This is a genomic window from Chitinophaga sp. YR573 (assembly GCF_900110995.1).
In the GTDB taxonomy this organism is placed as follows: domain Bacteria; phylum Bacteroidota; class Bacteroidia; order Chitinophagales; family Chitinophagaceae; genus Chitinophaga.
This window is the reverse complement of sequence record NZ_FOJF01000001.1, coordinates 2,579,005-2,603,261: the sequence shown is the minus strand read 5'-3', so window position 1 is coordinate 2,603,261 and position 24,257 is coordinate 2,579,005. Positions and strand designations below refer to the sequence as shown.

Genomic DNA, 24,257 nt, shown 5'->3' with positions numbered 1-24,257 from the left:
AAAAACCCGGCTTCTTTCGAAGCCGGGCCATATTAAAGTTTGATAAAGATTATTGTGCGATAGCAGCAGCGGTATCGACTGCTACGGCTTCCGCCGCTTCTTTCTTCTTTTTATCCTGCATGTATTTGGCAACATTTGTTCCCAGGTTCACCAGTTGTACCAGGCTGTTTTCATTTTCATTTTTGAAGGTCAGTACCATGTGAGAGTGTTGTACTTTACCATCAAATTTTTCAGAAAGAACAGTGGCATCTTTCAACAGGTTCTTAAACTGGCCGGCCAGTTCTTTACCGTCTGCCGGAACTTCTTCCTCAGGAATATTGTTGACGATCTTTTCCAGGTTTACATAACCACCTAACGGATTACCTTTTATTTTGCTTACGAAACTATTATCCAGTCCGCCAGCTTTTGATTTACCATCCAGGTATTGTGTCAATACATTGTTATCAGAAGCAAGGGTTACCAGCTTATCAGTGATAGATACTGCCGGCATGCCTGGCATCTGCTGATTCATTACATAATGGTCGCCCTGTTTGGTAAACATTCCACCTACCATAGGAGAAGCCATTACTTTATTGAAAGCAGCTTTATCGCCTACTTTCATTGCAAACAGCCATTTAGCATCCGGTTTGGTGATACTGTCTTCCGGGAAATAAGGATTAGGGGTTTTGTTTACCGCAAAGTCGGATGCAACAAATACCATCTGACCTTTAAATGCAGCCAGGATATCATCCAGGGTAAGTCCCGAGCTGTGCAGTGTCATGTTTACGATGCCATCCATACCGGTGCTTTTAATGATATCACCCAGCATGCGGAAATCGAAACCATATACCAGAAAACCGGTAATGTTACTGGAAGGATATTTTTCCAGCATGTCCAGATCAGCTTCCTGTGCGCCATATTTCTTATATATAGCAGCCATTTCTTTACCCATGTAAGAAGAACCTTCCATCACGATCTTTCCTTTATCAAAGTTCACAGCGCCGGTGTAATAACTACCGGAAATGATTTCTTTAAGATTGGCAGGGATCATGGTAGCCTGTGTGCTGTAGATTGGCTCCGGGTTTACGTATACGCTTACATCAGCATCCCCTTTCAGCAGGTCTTTGAATGCTTCAATAGTACCGGCCGTTTCTTCTTTTTTCAGGTGAAACAGGTGATCTGTTTCTGCTACCCAGGTATCTTCTTCTGCGCTAGCAACAGCTGTTACCACGCGGGCAGGAGCAGCAACAGCAGAATCTACTGCTTCAGAATCCGAGTCAGGATAAGCAGGAGCTGCACCACCAGGCATTCCGCTTTTCAGTTTGTCCGCGTCTACACCTTTAACATAGATCACTGTTTCTTTATTCCAGCCGATCACAGCCTTCTGGTCTTCTTCCCAAACGTATTGAAAATCCTTTTTCGTTTTCAGGGAGTAATTAGCAATATTCTTTTTCAGATATGCTTCAAACTTTGCGGCATCTTTCAAACCACCGGTCATACTTACATACGACTGCTGGCTGCTGTTAAATACAACAGACACAAAGAAATTACTCTGCAGATCTATACCAGAGTTCTCTGCATCCTTCCATGCCTTAGCTGCGGTGCTGGCAGTATCTTTATCCTGCACAGCCGTAAACAGCTTGTCCATGGTGATACCATTTGTAATCAGCTTCTTGCTGATTTCTTTGCTGTTGATGTTAAGTACTACACCAGCAGTTTTGGGGATATACTTACTTTGCTCCGGCAGCTTGGAACAAGCAGAGAATACGACCGCTGCTGTAACAGCGGTTAACAAAACCTTGGAAATGTTTCTTGTCATAATCAGGGGATCAGAATTAATAATATTATTATACGCTAAAATACTCAGATTTTCGTTAGTACAATAGGAAGACCCATTATTAAATTAGTCTTTTTGAGCATATATTACGTATAGTATCTGGTATTGGTTAATATACTATCATATCTTGGGCAAGGGCCTAATTTCTAGCTATTTATTAAAAAAATTAAAGCTGCAATAGTTTTATACCTTTGTACAAATGCCATCCTAATTATGATCTTAAATCCTATCATCGAAGCGCTATTATGTACTTAATCATGTTGCAATACATCCGTCCCGTAGCTGCCGTAGAACACTACATGGACCAGCACAGAGCTTTTCTTGATAAATTCTATAAAAGCGGACAATTTATTCTGGCGGGACGAAGAAAGCCTAAATCCGGAGGTGTAATTCTTTGCAAAGCCTCGAGCCGGAAAGAAGTAGAACAAATTATGAGTGAGGATCCGCTGGATAAATACCAGCTGGCGCTTTATGAGATTATTGAATTTGAGCCAACGTCTTACGTAAACGAACTGCAAGCTTACCTTTCATAAAATGGGGAAAGACGAATTACCAGGATGTTTACTCCCTGCAATTCGTCTTTCCTTATTTTTATTATTCCCCCTTAGTGTTTTTCTGTATAATGCTTTTCAGCACTTTGCGCTTTATCAAAATCCAGTATAACTGAATTGATACAGTAACGCAACCCTGTTGGTGGCGGACCATCATCAAATACATGACCCAGGTGTGCCTTACAACGTCCGCACATTACTTCTGTACGTTGCATCCCGTGATCATTGTCCGGTGAATAAATAACACTTCCCTTCGTAATTGGTTCAAAAAAACTTGGCCATCCGCAACTACTCTCAAACTTGGCATCAGAAACAAATAAAGGGTTTCCGCATGCAGCACAGTAGTAAGTACCCTTTTCCGTACTGTTCCAGTATTTTCCTGTAAATGCCCATTCAGTACCCTTTTCACGGGCAATGTTATACACCTCAGGGGATAGCTGTTCTTTCCATTTATCGTTGGATAGGCTTACCTTGCTGGTGTCCGTACGGGAATACACTTCACTCTTTTTTCCTTCCATAGTCTTATTTTTTGCCCCGTTCTGTGAACAGGAGCAATTACTAACTAACACAGCGACATTCAAAATTATCAGATTCCGCCACTTCATAGCTATAATTTTACCCGATTAACGACTCATTAACAAGCTTCTGATGATTAAACTTTATATTGACGCCCTTTTTAAATTTACGATTTGTATTGTATCCTGGTTTCATATGAGAGACCATCCTACTGTATTTAACATTTTAGCAACCATTAAACTTTCCTAACTTTACGCTAAAAGGACACCATAAGTGGCGGATATAATCAATCTATTACCAGACAACATAGCCAATCAGATAGCAGCAGGGGAAGTGATTCAACGGCCGGCATCGGCAGTGAAAGAACTGCTTGAAAACGCTGTGGATGCGGGAGCTACTGAAATACAACTGATTATCAGGGATGCAGGCAAAGAACTGGTGCAGGTGATCGATAATGGAAAGGGAATGAGTGAGACTGATGCCCGCATGTCTTTTGAAAGACACGCTACTTCCAAAATACAAACCATCGAAGACCTCTTCCGTATACGTACCATGGGATTCCGTGGAGAAGCCCTGGCTTCTATCGCCGCCGTATCACAGGTGGAGCTGAAAACCCGGCTTCGCGGTACAGACCTCGGCACCTATATAGAAATAGACAACAGCGCTGTAAGGAAACAGGAGCCCTGCCAGACAGCAGAAGGCACCAGCATTGCCATGAAGAACCTCTTCTTCAATGTTCCTGCACGCCGTAATTTCCTGAAAAGCAATGCGGCAGAAATGCGGCATATTGTAGATGAGTTTATCAGGGTAGCCATGGCCTTCCCACTGGTACAGTTTACCCTTAATAATAATAACACCCAGCTGTTTTACCTGGAAAAAGGTTCGCTGAAACAACGCATCGTCTCCATTCTGGGCCAGCATTACAATGCCCGCCTGGTGTCTGTAAAAGAAACGACAGACTATATGGATGTAAATGGCTTTGTAGGTAAACCGGACACAGCCAAGAAAACACGGGGTGATCAGTTCTTCTTTGTCAATAATCGTTTTATTAAGAGTCCCTATCTGCACCATGCTATCATGAACGCTTTTGCGGAAATGATACCGGCAGACAGCTACCCTTTATATGTACTGTTCATAGACCTGGACCCTGAACATATAGATATCAACGTCCATCCTACCAAACAGGAGATAAAGTTTGATGATGATAAAGTGATGTATGCCTTTGTTCAGTCTGCCGTGAAACATGCTCTGGCACAATTCAGTATCACTCCTACCCTGGATTTTGAACTGGACCCGGGTATTCAGCAACTGGATGCCATCAGCAAACCTTTTACGGAACAGCAGCAGACACAGTCGGCCAGCGGCTCCTTATATAAGACCTTTACGCAGGCTAACCAGGCCCATGTAATTGATAACAGCAGCAATCTTAAGCATTGGAAGGATTTGTATGATATAGGGAAGTCTGATAGTTTTTCTACCGGCAGGTCTTCTCTTGAGAGACCTCCTGTTGACAGGTCTTCCCTGGATACAGGCGGACCTTCTGTGAATACGCCCCTTCAAAATGAAGAGGCTAGTGGCTTTTCAGCCTCTTCCTCTCTGATAGATGAACGCTGGCAGGATACTACTATAGATCAGAAGGTACCGGTACAGGTACATCAACGATATATCCTCTCTCAGATAAAATCAGGATTTATCCTGATTGATCAGCAGGCGGCTCATGAACGTATTCTTTATGAACGATACCAGCGGGCATTACAGGACAGTCCTGTGCCGGTACAGCAAAACCTGTTCCCGCAGACACTCCCGCTCCTGCCCGCAGATGCGGCACTGATCGCTGAAATGTTACCTGACTTACTGGTATTGGGTTATGACCTGGAACCTTTCGGGAACAACACCTTTGTTGTGCGTGGTACTCCTGCTGATATACAAACCGGTAACGAACAGGCCAGCATAGAAGGATTACTGGAGCAGTTCAAGAATTTCAGTAATGACCTGAAAGTAAACCGTCGCGAGCAACTGGTACGCTCCATGGCCCGCAACAATGCTATCCCTGCCGGTAAATCATTGACTACAAGAGAGATGCAGAACGTAATTGACGAGTTGTTTGCCTGTGCAATGCCAACCTCTTCCCCCGGCGGAAAGTATACTTATATCTCATTTAAACTGTCTGATCTGGCAAAGATGTTCGGGTGATTATATCTCTCTGAAGATCTCTTTCAACGCACTATATAGTTTTTTATAAACAGCATATGCTGCCTGGTATGTTTGCGCATGTGTCGCATCAGGTGTAAACACTTTATCAGGCAGCACTGCTGCAAAATCCGGCGTAATATTCAATGCCTGAAAACCCAGCAGAACAGCGCCCATCGCTGAGGCATCCCCTTCCCTTTGCAGATACATAGGGCGCTGGAAGATATCCGCCAGCAACTGTACCCATTCAGCTGAAGCGGTAAATCCGCCACTCACGGAAATCTTATTAATTGTTCCCGCTGTTTCTTCCAGTGCTTCCGTAATACTTAACAGGCCGAAGGCCATTCCTTCCAGCATAGCCCGCATAAAATGCCAGGCATTATGTTGTGGCCGTACTCCTATATAAGCCCCCTTGGTATGTCCATCCCATACCGGTGCTCTTTCTCCATGCAGATATGGTAAACACAACAAGCCTTCTGAGCCGGGAGCAACAGCCAATGCCTGTTGTAATGCCCCATCCACAGAGATCTTCTTATCTGTTACTGCCTGCACAAAAGCATCCAGGAACCACTGGATCAATACCCCTCCATTATTAGACGCCCCTCCTGTAATAAAATGCCCTGGAGTAAGTACATAAGTGAACAAACGTCCATGCGCATCTGTCACCGGTTTATCTATTGCCATCCGCACTGCTCCACTAGTACCTATCGTTAAAGTAGCATGCCCTGCATCCAGCGCACTACTGCCTAATTGTGCCAGGCAACCATCACTACCGCCAGCTATAAATTTTGTAGTAACAGGGATCCCCATTTCTTCCGCTAATAGAGGTAACAAGCCGGTAATAATGCTTTCACTGGGTACCGCTTCCGCTAACTGCGTTGCCGTAATTCCTGCCAGAGATAAAGAAGGGGCATTCCATTCTAGCTCATGAATATTAAACAATCCTGTTGCCGAAGCAATAGAATGATCTGTGATATAACGTTCAAAGAAATGATAGAAAATGTATTCCTTGATCCCGATAAATTTAGCCGCTGATTCAAACGTCTCCGGCGCCTGTTCCCGCCACCAGATAATCTTACACAAGGGAGACATCGGATGTACCGGAACACCTGTCTGCTGATATAAACTTTCGCGTTCGTTTATCTTGTCCGCAATCTCCTGACTACGGTTATCTGCCCAGATAATAAGTGGTGTTAAACCCTGGTGATCTTTATCCACAGCCATCACGCTATGCATCGCACAACTGAATGAGATCGCCAGTGGGTCCTGTTTTAATAAAAGCGCAACACTACGGATACCACTCTTTACCGCCTTCAGTATTTCTTCGGGATCCTGTTCACTATAACCGGGTTGAGACTGTTGGGTGGGATAATCCTGCTGGTGATGTGCCAGCACCTTTCCGTTTGTTTGTACAGCTATTACTTTGGTACTGCTGGTTCCGATATCCACGCCAATAAGATATGATGCCTCCATAGTTATAAATATTTGTCTAAAATCTCCGTTCCTACTATTTCTCTTTAATCCCTTAAAAATAATTTATAGATTTAAAAGTCACTTAAAGTTCAATTAAATTATCCACGATATGGCATTCCAAATTAAGCAAAAGGGGCCGGTGTACGATGTCTGCATCGTCGGTTCCGGGGCTGGCGGCGGTATGGCAGCAAAGATCTTATCAGAAGCAGGATTAAAGATAGCCTTACTGGAAGCAGGCCCAAAGTTCGACCCAGCTAATCCGGAACAAATGACACAGTTGAAATGGCCTTATGAATCGCCCAGAAGAGGTGCCGGTACCACCCGCGCATTCGGGGATTTTGATGCGGCCTATGGCGGATGGGAAATTGAGGGAGAACCTTATACAACAAAACAAGGGACGAAATTCGACTGGTTCCGCTCCCGTATGGTAGGCGGACGTACTAATCACTGGGGACGAATTTCACTGCGCTTTGGTCCACGCGATTTTAAACACAAAAGTTATGACGGGCTGGGCGATGACTGGCCTATTGAATACGAAGAAGTAGCGCCTTTCTACGACCGTGTAGATAAGATGATCGGTGTCTTCGGTACAAAAGAAGGCCTGCCCAATGAGCCGGATGGTTTTTTCCTGCCTCCTCCCAAACCAAGATTGCATGAACTAATGATAAAAAAGGCTGGTACCAAACTAGGCATTCCTGTTATACCTGCAAGAATGTCTATGCTGACCCGCTCTGTTAATAAAGACCGCAGCCCCTGTTTCTATTGTGGGCAGTGCGGACGAAGCTGCGCTGTATATGCCGACTTCTCCTCTTCTTCTGTACTCGTAAACCCTGCGGTAAAAAGCGGGCATGTAGACCTGTATGATAATGCCATGGCCAGGGAAGTCCTCACCAACAGTGAAGGCAAAGCCACCGGCGTTGCCTATGTAGACAAAACCGACCTGGAAGAATACAGGGTAATGGCACGTGTGATAGTGCTTGCAGCCAGTGCCGGGGAAACCGCCCGTTTACTGCTGAACTCCAAATCATCCCGTTATCCGAACGGACTGGCCAACGCCAGTGGCATAGTAGGTAAATACCTGCATGACTCCACCGGCTCTTCCCGTGCAGCTTTCCTGCCACAACTCATGGACCGTAAACGTTATAATGAAGATGGTGTTGGTGGCATGCACATGTACATTCCCTGGTGGGGCGATAATAAAAAGCTGGACTTCGCACGTGGTTATCATATGGAATTCGGTGGCGGGCTGCGTATGCCATCCTACGGATTTGTGAATGCGATAGAAAACATGAACGGTAAATATCCGGGCCGTGACGGACAAATGAAACCTGCCGGTGGATATGGCGCCGGCCTTAAAGACGATTACCGCCGCTTTTACGGGGCTACCATCGGCTTTGCAGGAAGAGGTGAGTCCATTGCCCGCGAAGACAACTACTGTGAAATAGACCCCAACGTAGTTGATAAATGGGGCATTCCTGTATTACGCTTTAACTACACCTGGAGCGATCATGAGATCAAACAGGCTAAACATATGCAGGATACTTTCGAACAGCTGATTCATGAAATGGGTGGTGTGCCATTGGGTAACAAACCCGGGCCGGAAACGATGTACGGACTGGAAAACCCCGGTCGTATCATTCATGAAGTAGGAACAACCCGTATGGGAAATGATCCTAAAAAATCTGTTCTGAATAAATATAGTCAGGCCCATGATGTAAAAAATTTGTTCGTGGTAGATGGAGGATCTTTTGTATCCCAGGCAGATAAAAATCCTACCTGGACCATCCTCGCCCTGTCTATGCGTGCTTCTGAATACATTATGAGTGAGTTAAAAAAACAAAACATTTAACAATGGATAGAAGAGAAACCCTCAAAGCGCTGGCAGTCGGCTCTTTATCTGTGAGTGCCTTTCTGACCGCCTGTAGTGATGATAAGAAAACTAAACCTCCGGTAGGTGCCGGCGTTAAAACACCTGTGTATGGGAGAACCGAAGAAGAAAAAAAGCGGGACTTAAAACTGGAAGAAGAGAAATTCTTTACACCGGAAGAAATGAAAACGATCACCGTACTGGCAGATATTATCATCCCCGCAGATGAACACTCCGGTAGTGCAACAGATGCCAAAGTGCCTGAATTTATCGAGTTCATTGTAAAAGATATGCCCAAATATAAAACGCCCATGCGTGGCGGATTACGCTGGCTGGACCTTCACAGTTCCCGGCTCTATGACAACCGCTTTACGGATTGCAGCAGTAAGCAGCAACTGGCGCTGATAGACCAGATCGCCTACCCGGAAAAAGCAGCACCGGAAATGAGTCAGGGTGTGGCTTTCTTTAACCTGATGAGAGACCTTACCGCCAACGGGTTCTTCACCAGTAAAATAGGTATTAAAGACATTGACTATCGAGGTAATACACCTAATGAATGGGATGGTGTTCCTGCAGATGTTTTACAACAGTATGGCTTATCGTATGATGAAAAAACACTGGCAGAATGTCTGAAAGTAGAAGACCGCAACAAGCTGATGACATGGGATTAATCCATGCATCCGTACATCATTTAATAATATAGTTTTCTCTCATTTTCTTTTATATTGAAACGATAAATTTATTGTTACTATGGTCCAGGAAAAAAATAACCAGGGAAGTCATGTCTCCCGCAGATCATTCTTAAGAAACGGGGCCCTAACCGCTGCCGGCTTTATGATCGTTCCACGTCATGTTTTAGGAGGTAAAGGCTTTATTGCGCCAAGTGATCGCTTACGCGTTGCAGGTATCGGTGTAGGAGGTAAAGGAGAAAGCGACCTTTTAGAGATTTCAAAAGGTCCGTCAGACATCGCTTTCCTTTGCGATGTGGATGCCCGCCGCGCTGCCACTTCAGTACAGCGTTTCCCCAAGGCAAAATTTTACAAAGACTTCCGGGAGATGCTGGATAAAGAGCATAAGAATTTCGATGCTGTAACTGTATCCACTCCCGATCATCAGCATGCTGTTGCTGCGATGGCTGCTATGCAACTTGGCAAACATGTGTATGTGCAAAAACCACTGACACATGATATTTACGAAGCCCGTATGTTATCGGCAGCCGCAAAACGTTATAAAGTAGTTACCCAGATGGGCAACCAGGGTGCTTCCGGAGATGGCGTAAGGCAGATGATGGAATGGTACAACGCTGGTACTATCGGCGATGTACATACTGTATACTGCTGGACAGACCGTCCCGTATGGCCACAGGGTATTCCCTGGTCTTCCAGGAAAGCGGAAATACCAAAGGAACTCGACTGGAACCTCTGGTTGGGTACCGCACCTTACAAAGATTATATAGACAAACTGGTACCTTTCAACTGGCGTGGCTGGTGGGATTACGGTACCGGTGCTTTAGGTGATATGGGATGTCATATCATAGAACCACCTTTCCGCATCCTGGGACTGGGTTATCCTACTTCCGTAGAAGCCAGTGTTGGTAGTGTTTATGTAGATGAATTCAAGCGTGGTTACTTCCCGGAAAGCTGTCCTCCATCTTCTCATGTGATCCTGAAATTCAAGGGTAAGAACGGAAAAGAAATCACATTGCACTGGATGGATGGTGGTATTCAGCCGGAACGTCCGGAAGAACTGGGGCCAAATGAAATCATGGGTGATGGTGGTAATGGCGCTATCCTGATAGGTACAAAAGGCAAGATGATGTGTGGTACTTATGGTATGAATCCTACTTTGCTACCCACAAGCCGCACTAAAGAAGTAACAGTTGCTAAAACGATTGATCGCGTACCGGAAGGACACTATGTACAGTGGGTAAATGCCGCTATTGCTGGCTATAACAGTCCGAAAGATAAACTGATCAGTTCTCCGTTCTCTATTGCAGGTCCGCTTACAGAAAGTCTGCTCATGGCTAACCTGGCTATCAGGAGTTATGATATCAAAAAGGAAGTGGAAGGACATACTTCTTATCCCGGCCGTTATATCAAACTGCTATGGGATGGTGATAATATGAAAGTGACCAACTTTGATGATGCTAACCAGTTTGTAAAACGCACCTACCGCGAAGGTTGGAGCCTTGGAGTATAAGTTTTTAAACCGTCTTATATGGAAGGGGACTCAGTAGCTGAGTCCCCTTTTTCTTTGTTAATCAATCATTTATAGCCTATATTTACAATAGAGAGTCATTCTAACCCCCATATCCTGATAAGCATGAAATTGTTAAGATTGTCGCAGTTACTGCTGTTCCCCGTATTCACATTAACAATATGGGCTTGTAGTAAAACCGGCTCCCGTGAATTGTCTGCATCCGCAACAAAAGAAACAGAGAAGGTACTAACCAGTATACAGGGCCGCGTACTAAATGAACTGTTACAACCTGTGCAGGGTGCCCTGGTTGTATGCGGCGGGAAAAGAGATAGTACTGATGCAAATGGTAACTTTTTAATGGAACGGGTAAAAGTTCTTCCTGATGCGGCACAGGTAACCGTTACAAAAGACCAGTATCTCAATGGCATTCGTACGCTGACTGTAAACACCAACAGCCTGCATTATGTGCAAATCATCTTACAGGCCCGTGAAGCCGCTGCTACCTTCAGCGCAGCCAGTGGTGGCAACATCAATCTGCCCGGTGGTAAACTCACCATACAGCCTAATAGTGTGTTGATGAAAGACAACACTTCCTACACAGGAATAGTAGACATCAACTTTAAATATACTAATCCGGAAAATGAGCATTTTGCTGATATGATGACCGGAGACCTTCGTGGTATTGACGACAAAAAAAACAAAAAAGGCTTGCAGTCGTTCGGTATAGTAACACTGAACTTCACTGGTCAGAGCGGAGAACCACTACACCTGGATGTTAAACAACCGGTAGGCTTGCTGGTGAATATTCCCGGTTCCCTGCAAAGCAGTGCACCAGCGCAAATTGCTTTATGGTCTTTTAATACTGCTTCGGGCTATTGGGAACAGCAGGGATTTGCATCAAAACAGGGAGATGCTTATATCGCTATGGTAAAATCTACAGGATTCTGGCATTTTGCGGTCCCTTATAATGTGGTGAATCTTAAAGCAACTATGCTGGACCAGAATAATAATCCCATCCCCAATATGCGAATGAGTATTGTAAGTAAGATAGATTTCATTCCGGTATACAGTTATACAGATGCAGGAGGTAGGTTTGCCGGTAAGGTAGCTTCCAATTCCCAGCTCATTCTCTCTCTTATTGATCCCTGCGGACAAATTTTTTATCACCAGGAAATAGGCCCCTACGCTGCTGATGTAACAACAGATCCTTTTTCTGTTCCTCTCCCTGCCAGCAGCACCCTGATGATAGATGGTACCGCCAATAATTGTTCAGATCAGCCGGTAATGGGTAAAATAAATATCACAGTAGATGGATTATGTTATGCCACTAATATCAACAACGGGAATTTTAAAATGACATTTATACGATGTAATGCTTCTGCCACAGACGTTACTTTTTCTGCAACGGATACTGCTACTCATATCAATACCATTACCACTATCAATGCCAATAATGGTACAATTACCCCTTCACTGATAGTATGCAAGCCATAACCAGACTTTTATGCGGGATTGGGTTAATGGGCCTGTTCTCCTGCAAAAAAGAGAAGAGCAGCGAAACGATCTATGAAGTGTGCGGATATGCTCCTTATACAACAGAAAGTACCTTCGATTATGTGTATGTATCAAACACACAGGATACACTGGCCTACACATTAATCGTAACAGGCGATACCCTGATAAACGGAGACCGGTTTTCCATATTGAACAATGGTTATACCAGTCAGTACATCCGCTGCGACAATGGCCGTTATTTCCTCTTTGAATTTGGCATCTCTGTTCCAGGTTATGAAAGACCCGATGGAGTAAGACTATTTCTCTATGACAATAAATCCGTAGGTGCCACCTGGGCTGATACCATTACAGCAGTTGCTTCCGGGCAGCCCCAGATTGGATTATTACAATATACCATTCTCCAGCAAGGTGGGTTCAGAACAGTAATGGGGCATGAATACGCAAACGTGATTGGCGTAAGGCAGGATGCGTCCGTTCTGATAGATAGCACGGTACACCTGCTTGGTACCATTGCCACCTATTATTATGCACAGGATGTAGGGTATATACAAGCCATTGCTCCTGAATACACTGTCTCTCTAAAAAACTACAACGTAAAATAACCCTGTTCAGATTTGCTACGAACGTTGCATTTTTGCTACTGCCGCCAAATGCTTAAACTGGCTACTGGCATGAATGGCCCTCTCCTTTGTAGTATGAATAGCATAACACGAATGTTGTTGACTATCAATACATTAAAATATTAGCTTTGTAACCTGCATCCAGATTAATTGTCCCCTAGACACCTTTGCCAACTTTAGAATTTAAACTGTATGCGGTATCCGTACCTGATGTGCCTGGGGCTTTCTGTGTCCCTTTTTCTGGCCTGTAAGAAAGAGTATAGTAAAGAGGATACAGACATTATTACAACCCCGCCTATCACTACGCTGCCGCCCGTTTCAACGGCAACGTGTGAATATAATCCCTATGCAACAGGGAATACTTTCGATTATCAGTACATCTCTGAATCGAATGACACTTCATATTACAACATGGGAGTAAGCGGTGATACCCTTATAGATGGCAACAAATTTGCCATAGTGAGTGATGGGTATAACAAGCAATATATCAGGTGCGATAATGGCCGTTATTACTCGTTCGAAAAAGGCGTTTCTCAAACTGATTACCAGAGACCTGATGGCTTAAGATTGTTCCTGTATGATGATAAAGAAAAAGGTGCTACATGGGCAGATACTGCTACCTCTGTGATTTCAGGCAAACCGGTAGTGGGATTATTACAGTATACCATCCTTGAAAAAGGAAGCACAAGAACAGTACTGGGACAGACCTATACAGATGTAATAGGCGTAAAACAGGACGCTGCATTACTGATTGATGGAAAGGTATATCCGCTTAATACTATTGCTACTTATTATTATGCGAAAAAAGTAGGCTATATTGAAGTGATAGCGCCTACCTATAAAATCTCTATGAAGAGTGCCAGTATAAAATAAGATCAGTAGTGTTCTGATATCTGCGTCAGGAAGCTTTCTACAGCTCTTCTTACATTACTTCCGCTGTTATTATGGTTATTTACCAGCACACTGAATACTAACGTTTTCTTTTTGCTGGTAATAAGATATCCGCTTAATGCTACACAACCGGATAAGGTACCTGTTTTAGCATGTACAGAAAGTCCTTTATAATAATTTTTCAATGTTCCTTTTCCTCCTGTAGGGAATATGCTGTACAGTCTTTCATGATCATATGTTTTGTACATGTCTGTTAGTACACTTACAAAATCCCTGGGAGTAAAAAGATTATAGCGGGAAAGTCCGGAGCCATCTACCCAGTGAGGAGTATCCGGCAAATTAGATAAATAAGTATGCAGCATATAATCAATCATACGGCTTGTACTGATTGTATCCCATAAACGGGCTGCACACATCATCAACGTCTGCTCTGCAAAGAAGTTATCACTGCGGTGCATCATGGGTGTAAAAAGAGAATCTGCGGGAATACCATTTAACATAGTAAACAGGCCTTTTTTATCTGAAACGGATACCGGCCGGTGTAATGTATCTGCCAGTCTTCCTGCAAGATCCTGTGTACTACCTACGATAAAAGGGACTTCTGCTTCCTGCAGACTTTTATCACGACTATTAAACGTCAAAGAAAACTGATTACTGTGCTCATCTCTTTCTGCCAGTAATTCTTTTAACGTATCATCATTTTTGTAAGAGAAACCGAACTGCTTTGGTACTATCAGATTGCTATCTCCATGATGCCTGATATGTGCCACATTCCCATACATTGGCCAGTCGTTTAATTCCGACTGGTAATAATCTGCATAATCATTCCAGGCCCATCCCGGTCCAAACCGTTTATTCTCATTAACGGTTGGAACAACTGCGATATGTTTAGAAGTTTGCAGAAGTTCTAACACTCGTTGCAGAGAATAATCCGGGTGCAGGAAAGAAGGATCTCCTGTCCCTTTTACATATAAAACAGAATCTGTATTGAGATAACGGACTGCCGGAAGAGAATCTCCCAGATAACGTAAGCCCGTATAGAGTGTGAATATTTTCGTGTTGGATGCTGGTGTAAAATACCGGTTGTCCTGATAGCTATACCAGTATTTTCCTGTAGCCGGTTCGTATATACAGATACCGGTATGTGCCTGTCGTAAAGCGGCTGTTTTAAGCAACTCATTCTCTGCCCATTTCTTTATCTCATTATACTGAGCGTACACAGTGCTTTGCAAACAAAGCAACAGGCAACACAACATGACTCTTTTCATAAACTCTTCTTTCTTTAAAAAAAACGGGCTGACACGTCATCAGCCCGTTTATTATTTTCTTAGCTAAAATACCTTGTTATACCTGGTTTTGCATATGGATAAAAACCGTCCGCATCCGGCATTACCGGCGGCTTCGCGTCGAACGCATATGTTGCCGGTTGCAGGTTAAGACCAGAGTTAAGCGCTTTATCAAAAGGAATCACTTCTCCGGAATAAGTAGCCAAACGACCTATGATAGCTGTGAGGGTTGTTTTAGCACCCCTTTCAGCATCCCAGAATTTATATTCCCCTTTTGCAATCGCAGCAAACAGTTCATCATGTTCATTCTGGTAAGGCTGGTTCTCCTGTTTCTTATCAAACTGGAACAGCACTTTTCCTTTATGGTCCTGTATCAGACCTCTGTCGCAAATAATACGTCCTTTTGTTCCTGTCAGTTCCTCATCTACCCGGCTGGCACTATCCTTCCAGTGACGGCATTCACTGTTCATTATAACACCATTACCATAACGATACTCCACTGCATGGTGATCGTAGATCTCTCCGGTATCTTTACCTGTGCGCACGGTACGGCCACCCATACCATATGCGGTTACCGGGTAATCTTTCATGAACCAGTTACCTACGTCAAGATTATGAATATGCTGCTCTACGATATGATCTCCGCACAGCCAGTTAAAGTAATACCAGTTACGCATCTGGTATTCCATTTCTGTATACTGAGGTTGTCTTGGTCTTATCCACAATGCACCCTGGTTCCACCATACATTTATAGACAGCAGATCACCGATAATACCATCATTGAAACGCTTGAATAATTCACGGTAAGATGCCTGATAGCGGCGTTGTAAACCAACCACCACATTCAGTTTTTTAGACTTCGCTATTTCTGCTGCGTCCAATACTCTTTTAATACCGGCTGGGTCTGTAGCTACCGGCTTTTCCATGAAAATATGTTTCCCCTGTTTCACTGCTTCTTCGAAGTGAATAGGACGGAAACCCGGAGGTGTGGCAAGGATCACCACATCCGCCAGCGCGATTGCTTTCTGATAAGCATCAAAACCGGTAAACTTGTGTTCTTCTTTAACATTTAAACGGCTGGCATTCTCTCCCAGCTCCTCTTTAATATTATTGTAGCTGTCGTTCAGTCTGTCTGCAAAAGCATCTGCCATAGCCACCAGCTGTACATTCTGTTTAGTCCTTAATGCCTGTACAGCCGCACCGGTACCACGACCGCCGCAACCTATCAACGCTATTTTAATTACATCACCTGCACCTGAAAAGAAATTGGCCTGAGATAATACAGGCATTGCTAACAGACCGCCTGCCAACATAGACGATTGTTTTACAAAATCACGCCTGCCTGCGTGGAATTCTTGTTGTTCTTCTTGCATGATAGATAGTTTTTAATAATTGTTAATTATGGGGGAATGATATACCTGTAACATTTTTTATTCTATCGGGAACCCAGATATTTATCTACTACATCTGCGAAAAACTGTTCTGCTTCTTCTTTAGTGGGTTGCTTTACTGGTCTTACGATCCTGAATCCTATAAATGGTGCATCCGCATTCCACCATTTGCTTTTAGGAATCTGGGGATCTCTCCGGTTCCAGTCTGTGTTTGATTTCAGGCGGCTTGCACTCCGCAGGTGCGCGGCATCATCCTGATAGTTACCACCTTTTACAGTACGTGGTGTTTTAGCTGTTGGTTTATTCCAGGGGTCTGTATCTGCTGCCTGTTCCAGGAATTTCGGGTCGTATTGGTCCAGTGTCCATTCAGCTACATTTCCCAGCATATCGTACAGGCCCCAGGCATTGGGACGCAGCTCTCCTACTTTATGGTATTTATTCCCGCTGTTGGTGGCGAACCAGGCATAGTCTTTCAACTGTGCGGCATCATTTCCAAAAGGATAAGCGGTAATTGCTCCTGCGCGGCAGGCGTATTCCCATTCTGCTTCTGTAGGCAGACGGTAAAACACACCGGTTTTTGCATATAACCAGCGGCAGTACATCAATGCTCCGTACTGGCTCATACTGTTGGCAGGAAAGCCGCCCAGTTTACCCATCCCCAGGGTAAGATCTATGTACGGAGGACTTGGACGCGTCATTCCATCAGGAACAGGTGTTTTGTCCTTTTCTGCATCTGAATAAATATCGTATTCATCAAAAGTCACCTCATGAGCCCCCATCCAGAAAGCAGCAATCTTTACTTTCTTCTGTGGTCCTTCATCTTCTCCTCTGCCCTTTTCTCCTGCCGGGCTACCAAAGGAAAATTCCCCGGCGGGTATAGGCATCATTTTAAAGGTTAAATCCGTGCCTGGCAACTTCTCATCATAGGCCGTAAATGGAGCGTTCTGTGCGAAAGCTGCACCTGTAAGCATGCTTCCCAGCGACAGCGCCCAAAGTTTGTTTTTCATAACATTCATTAATACAGGTCAATTTATTAAATCCATCTCAGGGATGCAACGTTTTTTATATGAATGTTTAAACATTGGCAAAAAAAAGCACTGTATTGCATTTACGCATAAAAGCACTTATTTTTAGAATTCAACTTGTTAACGTTATGGAAAGAAGACAATTCCTTCAACAGGGTTCCCTCGCAGGTCTTTCTACACTGGCCTTTAGTAGTGTTACCGCAGCAGCCACCCGCACACCCTCAGACGGGAAGGTATTCAATATGAACTATGCTCCGCATCAGGGTATGTTTAAGAACAGTGCCGGTGATGATGTACTCGACCAGATCAAATTTATGTATGATCAGGGGTTCCGTGCTTTTGAAGATAATGGGCTGATGAACCGGGATGTTGCCGAACAGGAAAAGATTGGTAACCTGCTGGCCAAACTGGGTATGCACATGGGTGTATTTGTAATTGATGGCGGCGATAACTGGAAAACATCCCTTACAACAGGTAAACAGGAGTTCAAGGATAACTTTGTGAAGATTTGTCGTAAATCTCTTGAAACGGCAAAACGGGTGAATGCGAAATGGGCCACTTTTGTTCCCGGCTATTTTGAACGTAACCTTCCTATTGGTATTCAAACAGCGAATGTCATTGAGACCCTGCGACTGGCAACATCTATTCTGGAACCTTCCGGACTGGTGATGGTACTGGAACCACTTAGTGATAACCCAGATCTCTTTTTACGTACTGCGGAACAAACTTATATGATCTGCAAAGCCGTAAATAGCCCCAGTGTTAAAATACTGTATGACATTTACCATATGCAGCGTAATACCGGTAACCTCATTCCTAATATAGATCTTTGCTGGAGCGAAATCGCCTATGTTCAGATCGGGGATAATCCTGGAAGAAAAGAACCTACTTCAGGGGAGATCAATTATAAGAATATATTCAAACACCTGCATGGGAAAGGATTTACAGGAGTACTGGGTATGGAGCATGGAAATGCGAAGCCGGGGAAAGAAGGAGAACTGGCTCTGATAAAAGCATATAGAGAAAGCGATGACTTTTTGTAGGCGTTAAGTTTATAAGGTTATATAAAAGAAGAGCTTTTGCAGATAAAACAGCAAAAGCTTTTCTTATTTCAAATCGTTACCTTCCCCTTAAATTTGTTGCCATGAAACTTCTACTCCGCTTGCTGGTAACGGCACTGGCCGCAATGGTTACCGCATATTTATTACCAGGTGTAAGACTGAAGGATTTTGTTACAGCCCTTATACTGGCTGTTGTATTATCTCTGCTTAACCTGCTGGTAAAACCAATACTGATCATATTTACACTACCTGTTACTATTATTACCCTGGGTCTTTTCCTGCTGGTAATTAACGCTATTATCATTCTGCTGGCATCAAAACTGGTAGATGGGTTTAAAGTAGATGGCTTCTGGTGGGCGCTTATATTCAGTCTGGTGTTAACCATCGTCAGTGGTATCATGAACAGCATTGCAGGTAGTAGTAGTGATAACGACTAAGCCCCATGTACTTCGACCGCACACATATCAGTGATGAGCAATTGCTGAGCTTTTATAATGCACTGTTATATCCCCGGCTGGTAGAAGAGAAAATGCTCTTACTGCTGCGCCAGGGCAGGATAAGTAAATGGTTTTCCGGCATTGGCCAGGAAGCCATTGCTGTTGGGGCTACACTGGCCCTTGACGACGATGAGTGGGTGTTACCGCTACATCGCAACCTGGGAGTATTCACTACCCGTAATATGCCCTTGCAGCAGCTTTTCCACCAATGGCAGGGAAGTCCCCTGGGCTTTAGTAAAGGACGGGAACGTTCTTTTCATTTTGGGAGTCAGGCCCATCATATCTGCGGGATGATTTCCCACCTGGGGCCACAGCTTTCCGTGGCTGATGGTATTGCGCTGGCGCATAAACTGAAAGGCGAAAACAAGGTGTCTCTTGCTTTTACCGGCGAAGGCGGGACCAGCGAAGGCGAATTCCACGAAGCCCTGAATGTAGCGGCGGTATGGGACCTGCCGGTGATCTTCCTCATAGAGAACAACGGCTACGGCCTGAGTACTCCTGTAGAAGAGCAATACCGTTGTGAACAGCTTGTTCAGCGGGCTGCAGGATACGGAATGCGGGGGATGCGCATCAATGGGAATAACCTGCTGGAAGTATACCATGCTGTGAGGGAAGCCAGGCGGCATGCATTACAGGAGCAGCAACCAGTGCTGATAGAAGCAGTTACCTTTCGCATGCGTGGACATGAAGAAGCGAGTGGTACTAAATATGTGCCCCCGGCTCTGCTCGAAGAATGGGCCTTACAAGACCCGATACAACACTTCGAAGACTTCCTGAAATACCTGGAACTTCTGACACCAGAGCTAATCACTCACACCCGCGAAACACTGAAGCATCAGATAGATGCAGACATTACAGCGGCGCTGATAGAAACAGAGATGCATGCAGATGAAGCCGTAGAGTTAGGGGATGTGTATGCAATACAGGCTAATGTATATGAGGAATCTGATACTACGCTTCCTTCAAAAACAACAGAAAAACGTTTCATCAATGCTATTTCAGATGCGCTGCATCTGGCAATGGATAAATACCCCAACCTTGTTCTGATGGGGCAGGACATTGCCGAATATGGCGGGGCCTTTAAAATAACAGAGGGTTTCGTAGAGCAATTCGGCAAAAGCCGGGTACGCAATACCCCTCTTTGCGAAAGCGCCATTATAGGCGCCGCGCTGGGCCTCTCCCTAAAAGGCTTTAAAAGCATGGTTGAAATGCAGTTCGCAGACTTCGTTACCTGCGGCTTCAACCAGATCGTAAACAACCTGGCCAAAATCCATTACCGCTGGGGACAGGCCGCCGATGTTGTCATCCGCCTCCCGGCAGGAGCAGGTGTAGGCGCCGGCCCCTTCCACTCACAAAGCAATGAGGCCTGGTTTACGCATACCCCGGGACTGAAAGTCGTATACCCTTCTACTCCCGAAGATGCCAAAGGTCTGTTACTCGCAGCTTTTGCAGATCCCAACCCCGTACTTTACTTTGAACATAAAGCGCTATACCGCAGTATTTCCGGCCCGGTAAAAGACGAATGGTACACCATAGAGATCGGGAAGGCAAGACTGGTGCAGGAAGGAGAAGGGATCAGCATTATCACCTACGGCAGTGGTGTGCACTGGGCGCAGGAATACGCCCACCAGCACCCGGAAATATCCCTTCACATACTGGATCTGCGCACCCTGTTACCGCTGGACTACCCGGCCATAAAAGCCGCTGTTGCACAAACCGGCAAAGTGCTGATCCTTCATGAGGATACGCTCACCGGCGGTTTAGGCGGAGAAATTGCCGCCTGGATAGCAGAACATTGCTTCCATATGCTGGATGCACCCGTTATGCGCTGCGCAAGCCTGGATACACCGGTACCATTTGCCGCCGCACTGGAGAAAAATTTTCTCGCTAAAACGCGTCTGCACCAATATGTACAACAATTGAATGCATATTAACAATATTCATGTGTTGGGATTTTTAAAAGTAATGCGCTAACTTGCACTGCAGATCACTAAACGTATTTTTATGTTGCTTTCAGTAGTTAATAATGTAGAGGTTTCTGATTTTTACAGAAGTGGAGATAAGTTCTTTCATTATCTGACTTTTTTCATGGTTGGCCTGTTTGCGCTGATGTTCCTGTACGCAGCTGTGAAATACGCAAAACGCTAATTATTAATTTATTACGATATTATAAGGCAGTCTTACAATGTAAGGCTGCTTTTTTATTGCCGGAACAGTTATACAATGTACTGACCATCTGCCCTTTATAATTAACTTTGTAGCATGGATCAGTCGTCGGGAAGAATCTACACCTTCCACTTCATCATGCTATGTCTCAGCAACGCCCTGTTTTCCGCCAGCTTTAATATGTTGCTTCCGGAATTACCAGCTTACCTCAGCAGTATGGGCGGAGAACAATACAAAGGGTATATCCTGGCCCTCTTTACTCTCATGGCGGGACTCTCCCGCCCTTTCAGCGGAAAACTGACAGATACTATTGGTCGTGTACCGGTAATGATATTCGGTTCTGTTGTTTGTGTAGTATGCAGCCTGTTATACCCGCTGGTAAGCAGTGTAGGAGCGTTTCTGTTGTTACGTTTCTTCCATGGGTTCAGCACCGGGTTCAAACCTACAGGTACTGCCGCATATGTATCAGATATCGTCCCTGCTACCCGCCGGGCGGAAGCAATGGGAATGGTAGGATTGTTCAGTACTATCGGTATGGCGTTAGGCCCTGCTATCGGGGGTACGATCTCTCCTATCTGGGGGATTACCGTCATGTTCCAGGTATCAGCAGTATTTGCCTTATTATCTGTAGTAATACTGGCAGGAGGTATGAGGGAAACATTGCCCAACAAGCAGCCTTTCCGTTTTACGGCGCTTAAAATCTCAAAAAGCGAAATATTTGAGCCCCTTGTACTGGCTCCGGTGATTATTACCTTCTTAACATATCTCAGCTACGGCGTACTCTTTACTATCATCCCCGATTTCAGCAGTTATCTGGGCATACAGAATAAAGGTCTCTTCTATACTTATTTTACTGCCAGCTCTATTGGTATACGCTTATTGGCAGGTAAAGTTTCTGACAAATACGGACGATTACCCATTCTGAAGTTATCTTCCATTATCATGGCATCTGCTGTTTTCATACTGGCCATTAGCACCACCCCTGCCATGATGCTGACAGCAGCTGTAATCTATGGTATCTCTGTCGGGCTGAACTCTCCTGCTGTTACAGCATGGACGGTAGACCTTGGTAATCCCCTCTACAAAGGCCGGGCACTGGCCAGTATGTATATTGCGATGGAAGCCGGGATAGGATTGGGCGCCTATCTATCCGTTTTTGTTTATAAAAACGATCCTCACTTATTCCCTACCACCTTCTATTGGACTGCAGGAGTAACACTACTGGCATCCGTTTATCTCCTGTTCATTTATCCAAATCGCCAGCCACAGGTTGTAAAGTAAAAATCCCGGTTACCTCTTACGAGATAACCGGGAAATATTTTCAACTCCGTTTTAAGCAGCCTTATGATTAGCTCATTAGAAGAGGATTATAATTGCTCATACAAAGCACGTAAACGTTCGCGGGTCATTTGCTCTTTCCAATCTTTACCCAATGCATTTTCCCACAGAGGAGCCATACCCAGAGACACATCAATCATGATGTTAAACTGCTCATCAGTAAGACCTTTTGTAATATGCTGAGGAATATCGATGTTATGCTTCTTCACCATCAGCTTAAATTCTCTCACCCCTTCCGGATAAAACTCTTCCAGCTTATCAAACACGATACAGTTACCAATACCATGTTTAGTACCTAATAAATAAGCGAGACCATAACTCACCGCATGTGCCACCCCTACCTGGGAATAAGCGATACTCATACCACCGGCATAAGACGCCATCATCAGTTTCTCATCTGCATCATCATCCCATTTATCTTTCTCCAGGAAAATCTCCTGGCATAAGCGCAGGGACTCTTCTCCATAAGAACGGCTGAAGGCATTCAGGTAAGTTCCTGTGAGGGATTCTATACAGTGAATGTAACAGTCCATCGCAGTGTAGAACAACTGATTAGTTGGTACACCTTTTATCAATTCAGGATCTAATACGATCTGGTCAAAAGGTGTAAAGTCTGAGTTCATACCCAGCTTACGGGTAGGACCCGTCAATACACAGGTACGGCTCACTTCAGCACCCGTACCGGAAATAGTAGGGATACCCGCCTTGTATACACCAGGGAACTTTACGAGGTCCCAACCCTGGTAATCTGCTGAAGAACCGGGGTTAGTCATCATCAGAGCAACCGCTTTCGCCATATCCATTACAGAACCGCCGCCGATACCAATGATACCACTCACTTCCCCAAATTCGGCTTTCAGCTCATCACGTACCTTATCCACGTATTTTGTCTTCGGTTCATCAGTAACGTCGATGAACACGATCTTGTCTTTCCCTTTTACCGGTACACGTGCAGCAAAAGCAGGCTTATCCTGGAAAAAATGATCTACAAAAAATATCATGGGCGCATCACCTTTGCGTTGCGGTTCCAATATCTCATCTAACTGGTCAAATGCTCCGCGGCCAAATACCACATAGTCGACCATTTTAAAGTTCCTGAATTTCATCTTAGCCAATTAAGTTTATAGTAATTTTTCAGCTTTCAGCAGATCCTCCGGTGTATCTATCTCTACCCCCATATATTCTGTTACTACCATCTTCAACGGAATGCCGTTTTCCAGATAGCGTAAACATTCAATCTTTTCCGCAGCTTCCAGCGGACTTTCCGGCATTTGGGTAAAGTCCAGTAAAGTTTGTCTGCGGAAAGCATAGATACCAATATGTTCGTAATAAACTGTTTTTACCGCTTTATCCCGGGGATAAGGTATTACTGAACGGGAAAAAAAAAGTGCATTAGACTGTTTGTCCACGGCCACCTTCACATAGTTTGGGTCTTCAATGGATTTCCAGTCTTTCAGCTCCTGCATCAGGGAGGCAACCTGTACTTTTTTACCCGATTCGCCTTCAAATACCTGTAGTAGTTTTTCCAGGGGTTCCTTTTGAGTAAAAGGTTCATCTCCCTGTACATTCACTACGATGTCGATATCTGTTCTGTCGGCAATGGCCTCTGCGATACGGTCTGTTCCACACTCGTGTTCCTTTTTGCTCATAACAGCTTTACCGCCATTATTAACAATCTCGTTGTAAATGATATCACTATCACATACCACCATCACCTCATCGAATACACCGGTGTTCACTGTGCTTTCATACGTGCGCAGTATCACTGATTTATCTCCCAGTTTGGCCATTAGTTTACCCGGAAACCGGGTAGCTCCATAACGGGCAGGAATTAAGGCTATCTTTTTCATGAATT

At 44.5% G+C, this 24,257-nt stretch carries 21 protein-coding genes; 13 read left to right on the top strand and 8 right to left on the bottom strand.

The genetic code is table 11. The features are described from left to right. Positions 1-49: 49 nt before the first annotated feature. Positions 50-1,798 (bottom strand): DUF4836 family protein, encoded by a 1,749-nt coding sequence (locus tag BMW86_RS10905; RefSeq protein ID WP_089781723.1) that lies wholly within the window; start codon positions 1,796-1,798, stop codon positions 50-52. Between the two features lie 275 nt (positions 1,799-2,073). Here BMW86_RS10905 and BMW86_RS10900 point away from each other — a divergent pair, with 275 nt between their 5' ends. Further along, positions 2,074-2,349 (top strand): YciI family protein, encoded by a 276-nt coding sequence (locus BMW86_RS10900; RefSeq protein WP_255372900.1) that lies wholly within the window; start codon positions 2,074-2,076, stop codon positions 2,347-2,349. 71 nt (positions 2,350-2,420) lie between these two features. On the opposite strand, the gene msrB is transcribed toward BMW86_RS10900, so the two are convergent. Then, a complete protein-coding gene (gene msrB, locus BMW86_RS10895; protein WP_089781718.1) occupies positions 2,421-2,885 on the bottom strand; it encodes a peptide-methionine (R)-S-oxide reductase MsrB in 465 nt (154 codons plus the stop codon). Between the two features lie 271 nt (positions 2,886-3,156). Here msrB and mutL point away from each other — a divergent pair, with 271 nt between their 5' ends. Beyond that, on the top strand, positions 3,157-5,076 hold the full coding sequence (gene mutL / locus BMW86_RS10890) for a DNA mismatch repair endonuclease MutL (protein ID WP_089781716.1): 1,920 nt from the start codon (positions 3,157-3,159) through the stop codon (positions 5,074-5,076). Here the strand turns inward: mutL and BMW86_RS10885 are convergent, their stop codons facing one another. After that, positions 5,077-6,546, bottom strand: coding sequence for a gluconokinase (locus BMW86_RS10885; protein WP_089781714.1), 1,470 nt, complete (start codon positions 6,544-6,546; stop codon positions 5,077-5,079). A 109-nt stretch (positions 6,547-6,655) separates the two neighbouring features. Here BMW86_RS10885 and BMW86_RS10880 point away from each other — a divergent pair, with 109 nt between their 5' ends. The 6 genes from BMW86_RS10880 (at position 6,656) to BMW86_RS10855 (ending at position 13,620) form a co-directional block, all read left to right on the top strand. Continuing rightward, positions 6,656-8,395: a GMC family oxidoreductase gene (locus tag BMW86_RS10880; protein WP_089781712.1), complete on the top strand. Its 1,740-nt coding sequence runs from the start codon at positions 6,656-6,658 to the stop codon at positions 8,393-8,395. A 2-nt stretch (positions 8,396-8,397) separates the two neighbouring features. Continuing rightward, positions 8,398-9,084, top strand: a complete 687-nt coding sequence (locus BMW86_RS10875; RefSeq protein WP_089781710.1) for a gluconate 2-dehydrogenase subunit 3 family protein — start codon at positions 8,398-8,400, stop codon at positions 9,082-9,084. Between the two features lie 79 nt (positions 9,085-9,163). Continuing rightward, positions 9,164-10,612 (top strand): Gfo/Idh/MocA family protein, encoded by a 1,449-nt coding sequence (locus BMW86_RS10870; protein WP_089781708.1) that lies wholly within the window; start codon positions 9,164-9,166, stop codon positions 10,610-10,612. Between the two features lie 123 nt (positions 10,613-10,735). Then, complete coding sequence (locus tag BMW86_RS10865) at positions 10,736-12,106, top strand: hypothetical protein (RefSeq protein WP_089781706.1); 1,371 nt, start codon at positions 10,736-10,738, stop codon at positions 12,104-12,106. Continuing rightward, positions 12,094-12,729, top strand: a complete 636-nt coding sequence (locus BMW86_RS10860; RefSeq protein ID WP_143056549.1) for a hypothetical protein — start codon at positions 12,094-12,096, stop codon at positions 12,727-12,729. The genes BMW86_RS10865 and BMW86_RS10860 overlap by 13 nt, the downstream gene beginning before the upstream one ends. A 210-nt stretch (positions 12,730-12,939) precedes the next feature. Beyond that, a complete protein-coding gene (locus BMW86_RS10855) occupies positions 12,940-13,620 on the top strand; it encodes a hypothetical protein (RefSeq protein ID WP_089781702.1) in 681 nt (226 codons plus the stop codon). A 2-nt stretch (positions 13,621-13,622) separates the two neighbouring features. On the opposite strand, the gene BMW86_RS10850 is transcribed toward BMW86_RS10855, so the two are convergent. The 3 genes from BMW86_RS10850 to BMW86_RS10840 all read right to left on the bottom strand — a co-directional run bounded on the left by BMW86_RS10850 (position 13,623) and on the right by BMW86_RS10840 (position 17,322). Beyond that, complete coding sequence (locus BMW86_RS10850; RefSeq protein ID WP_089781700.1) at positions 13,623-14,906, bottom strand: D-alanyl-D-alanine carboxypeptidase/D-alanyl-D-alanine-endopeptidase; 1,284 nt, start codon at positions 14,904-14,906, stop codon at positions 13,623-13,625. A 59-nt stretch (positions 14,907-14,965) separates the two neighbouring features. Continuing rightward, positions 14,966-16,297 carry a Gfo/Idh/MocA family protein gene (locus BMW86_RS10845; protein WP_089781698.1) on the bottom strand — a complete coding sequence of 444 codons (1,332 nt, stop codon included), beginning with the start codon at positions 16,295-16,297 and terminating at the stop codon, positions 14,966-14,968. Between the two features lie 62 nt (positions 16,298-16,359). Continuing rightward, positions 16,360-17,322 carry a formylglycine-generating enzyme family protein gene (locus tag BMW86_RS10840; RefSeq protein WP_089783639.1) on the bottom strand — a complete coding sequence of 321 codons (963 nt, stop codon included), beginning with the start codon at positions 17,320-17,322 and terminating at the stop codon, positions 16,360-16,362. Positions 17,323-17,468: 146 nt separating this feature from the next. On the opposite strand from BMW86_RS10840, the gene BMW86_RS10835 reads away from it, so the two are divergent. The 5 genes from BMW86_RS10835 (at position 17,469) to BMW86_RS10820 (ending at position 22,345) form a co-directional block, all read left to right on the top strand. Further along, positions 17,469-18,383: a hydroxypyruvate isomerase family protein gene (locus tag BMW86_RS10835; RefSeq protein WP_089781696.1), complete on the top strand. Its 915-nt coding sequence runs from the start codon at positions 17,469-17,471 to the stop codon at positions 18,381-18,383. A 101-nt stretch (positions 18,384-18,484) separates the two neighbouring features. After that, a complete protein-coding gene (locus tag BMW86_RS10830; RefSeq protein ID WP_089781694.1) occupies positions 18,485-18,838 on the top strand; it encodes a phage holin family protein in 354 nt (117 codons plus the stop codon). A gap of 5 nt (positions 18,839-18,843) precedes the next feature. Further along, positions 18,844-20,832 (top strand): alpha-ketoacid dehydrogenase subunit alpha/beta, encoded by a 1,989-nt coding sequence (locus BMW86_RS10825; protein ID WP_089781692.1) that lies wholly within the window; start codon positions 18,844-18,846, stop codon positions 20,830-20,832. Between the two features lie 70 nt (positions 20,833-20,902). After that, a complete protein-coding gene (locus BMW86_RS32785; RefSeq protein WP_177189219.1) occupies positions 20,903-21,046 on the top strand; it encodes a hypothetical protein in 144 nt (47 codons plus the stop codon). A 114-nt stretch (positions 21,047-21,160) separates the two neighbouring features. Further along, the gene (locus BMW86_RS10820) at positions 21,161-22,345 is read left to right on the top strand and encodes an MFS transporter (RefSeq protein WP_089781690.1); all 1,185 of its coding nucleotides are present in this window, start codon (positions 21,161-21,163) and stop codon (positions 22,343-22,345) included. An 86-nt stretch (positions 22,346-22,431) separates the two neighbouring features. On the opposite strand, the gene BMW86_RS10815 is transcribed toward BMW86_RS10820, so the two are convergent. Both BMW86_RS10815 and kdsB read right to left on the bottom strand, forming a co-directional pair. After that, positions 22,432-23,508 carry an iron-containing alcohol dehydrogenase family protein gene (locus BMW86_RS10815; protein WP_089781688.1) on the bottom strand — a complete coding sequence of 359 codons (1,077 nt, stop codon included), beginning with the start codon at positions 23,506-23,508 and terminating at the stop codon, positions 22,432-22,434. 15 nt (positions 23,509-23,523) lie between these two features. Continuing rightward, on the bottom strand, positions 23,524-24,252 hold the full coding sequence (kdsB, locus tag BMW86_RS10810; RefSeq protein WP_089781687.1) for a 3-deoxy-manno-octulosonate cytidylyltransferase: 729 nt from the start codon (positions 24,250-24,252) through the stop codon (positions 23,524-23,526). Positions 24,253-24,257: the final 5 nt, after the last annotated feature.

Excerpts from the sequence above, each read along its gene's own strand:
- BMW86_RS10850 (WP_089781700.1), bottom strand. The coding sequence starts at position 14,906 with ATGAAAAGAGTCATGTTGTGTTGCCTGTTGCTTTGTTTGCAAAGCACT.
- BMW86_RS10835 (WP_089781696.1), top strand. The coding sequence starts at position 17,469 with ATGGAAAGAAGACAATTCCTTCAACAGGGTTCCCTCGCAGGTCTTTCT.
- BMW86_RS10830 (WP_089781694.1), top strand. The coding sequence starts at position 18,485 with ATGAAACTTCTACTCCGCTTGCTGGTAACGGCACTGGCCGCAATGGTT.
- BMW86_RS10820 (WP_089781690.1), top strand. The coding sequence starts at position 21,161 with ATGGATCAGTCGTCGGGAAGAATCTACACCTTCCACTTCATCATGCTA.
- BMW86_RS10885 (WP_089781714.1), bottom strand. The coding sequence starts at position 6,546 with ATGGAGGCATCATATCTTATTGGCGTGGATATCGGAACCAGCAGTACC.
- BMW86_RS10855 (WP_089781702.1), top strand. The coding sequence starts at position 12,940 with ATGCGGTATCCGTACCTGATGTGCCTGGGGCTTTCTGTGTCCCTTTTT.
- BMW86_RS10900 (WP_255372900.1), top strand. The coding sequence starts at position 2,074 with ATGTTGCAATACATCCGTCCCGTAGCTGCCGTAGAACACTACATGGAC.
- BMW86_RS32785 (WP_177189219.1), top strand. The coding sequence starts at position 20,903 with ATGTTGCTTTCAGTAGTTAATAATGTAGAGGTTTCTGATTTTTACAGA.
- BMW86_RS10880 (WP_089781712.1), top strand. The coding sequence starts at position 6,656 with ATGGCATTCCAAATTAAGCAAAAGGGGCCGGTGTACGATGTCTGCATC.
- BMW86_RS10875 (WP_089781710.1), top strand. The coding sequence starts at position 8,398 with ATGGATAGAAGAGAAACCCTCAAAGCGCTGGCAGTCGGCTCTTTATCT.
- BMW86_RS10815 (WP_089781688.1), bottom strand. The coding sequence starts at position 23,508 with ATGAAATTCAGGAACTTTAAAATGGTCGACTATGTGGTATTTGGCCGC.
- msrB (WP_089781718.1), bottom strand. The coding sequence starts at position 2,885 with ATGGAAGGAAAAAAGAGTGAAGTGTATTCCCGTACGGACACCAGCAAG.
- BMW86_RS10865 (WP_089781706.1), top strand. The coding sequence starts at position 10,736 with ATGAAATTGTTAAGATTGTCGCAGTTACTGCTGTTCCCCGTATTCACA.
- BMW86_RS10905 (WP_089781723.1), bottom strand. The coding sequence starts at position 1,798 with ATGACAAGAAACATTTCCAAGGTTTTGTTAACCGCTGTTACAGCAGCG.
- BMW86_RS10870 (WP_089781708.1), top strand. The coding sequence starts at position 9,164 with ATGGTCCAGGAAAAAAATAACCAGGGAAGTCATGTCTCCCGCAGATCA.
- BMW86_RS10860 (WP_143056549.1), top strand. The coding sequence starts at position 12,094 with ATGCAAGCCATAACCAGACTTTTATGCGGGATTGGGTTAATGGGCCTG.
- BMW86_RS10845 (WP_089781698.1), bottom strand. The coding sequence starts at position 16,297 with ATGCAAGAAGAACAACAAGAATTCCACGCAGGCAGGCGTGATTTTGTA.
- BMW86_RS10840 (WP_089783639.1), bottom strand. The coding sequence starts at position 17,322 with ATGAAAAACAAACTTTGGGCGCTGTCGCTGGGAAGCATGCTTACAGGT.
- BMW86_RS10825 (WP_089781692.1), top strand. The coding sequence starts at position 18,844 with ATGTACTTCGACCGCACACATATCAGTGATGAGCAATTGCTGAGCTTT.
- kdsB (WP_089781687.1), bottom strand. The coding sequence starts at position 24,252 with ATGAAAAAGATAGCCTTAATTCCTGCCCGTTATGGAGCTACCCGGTTT.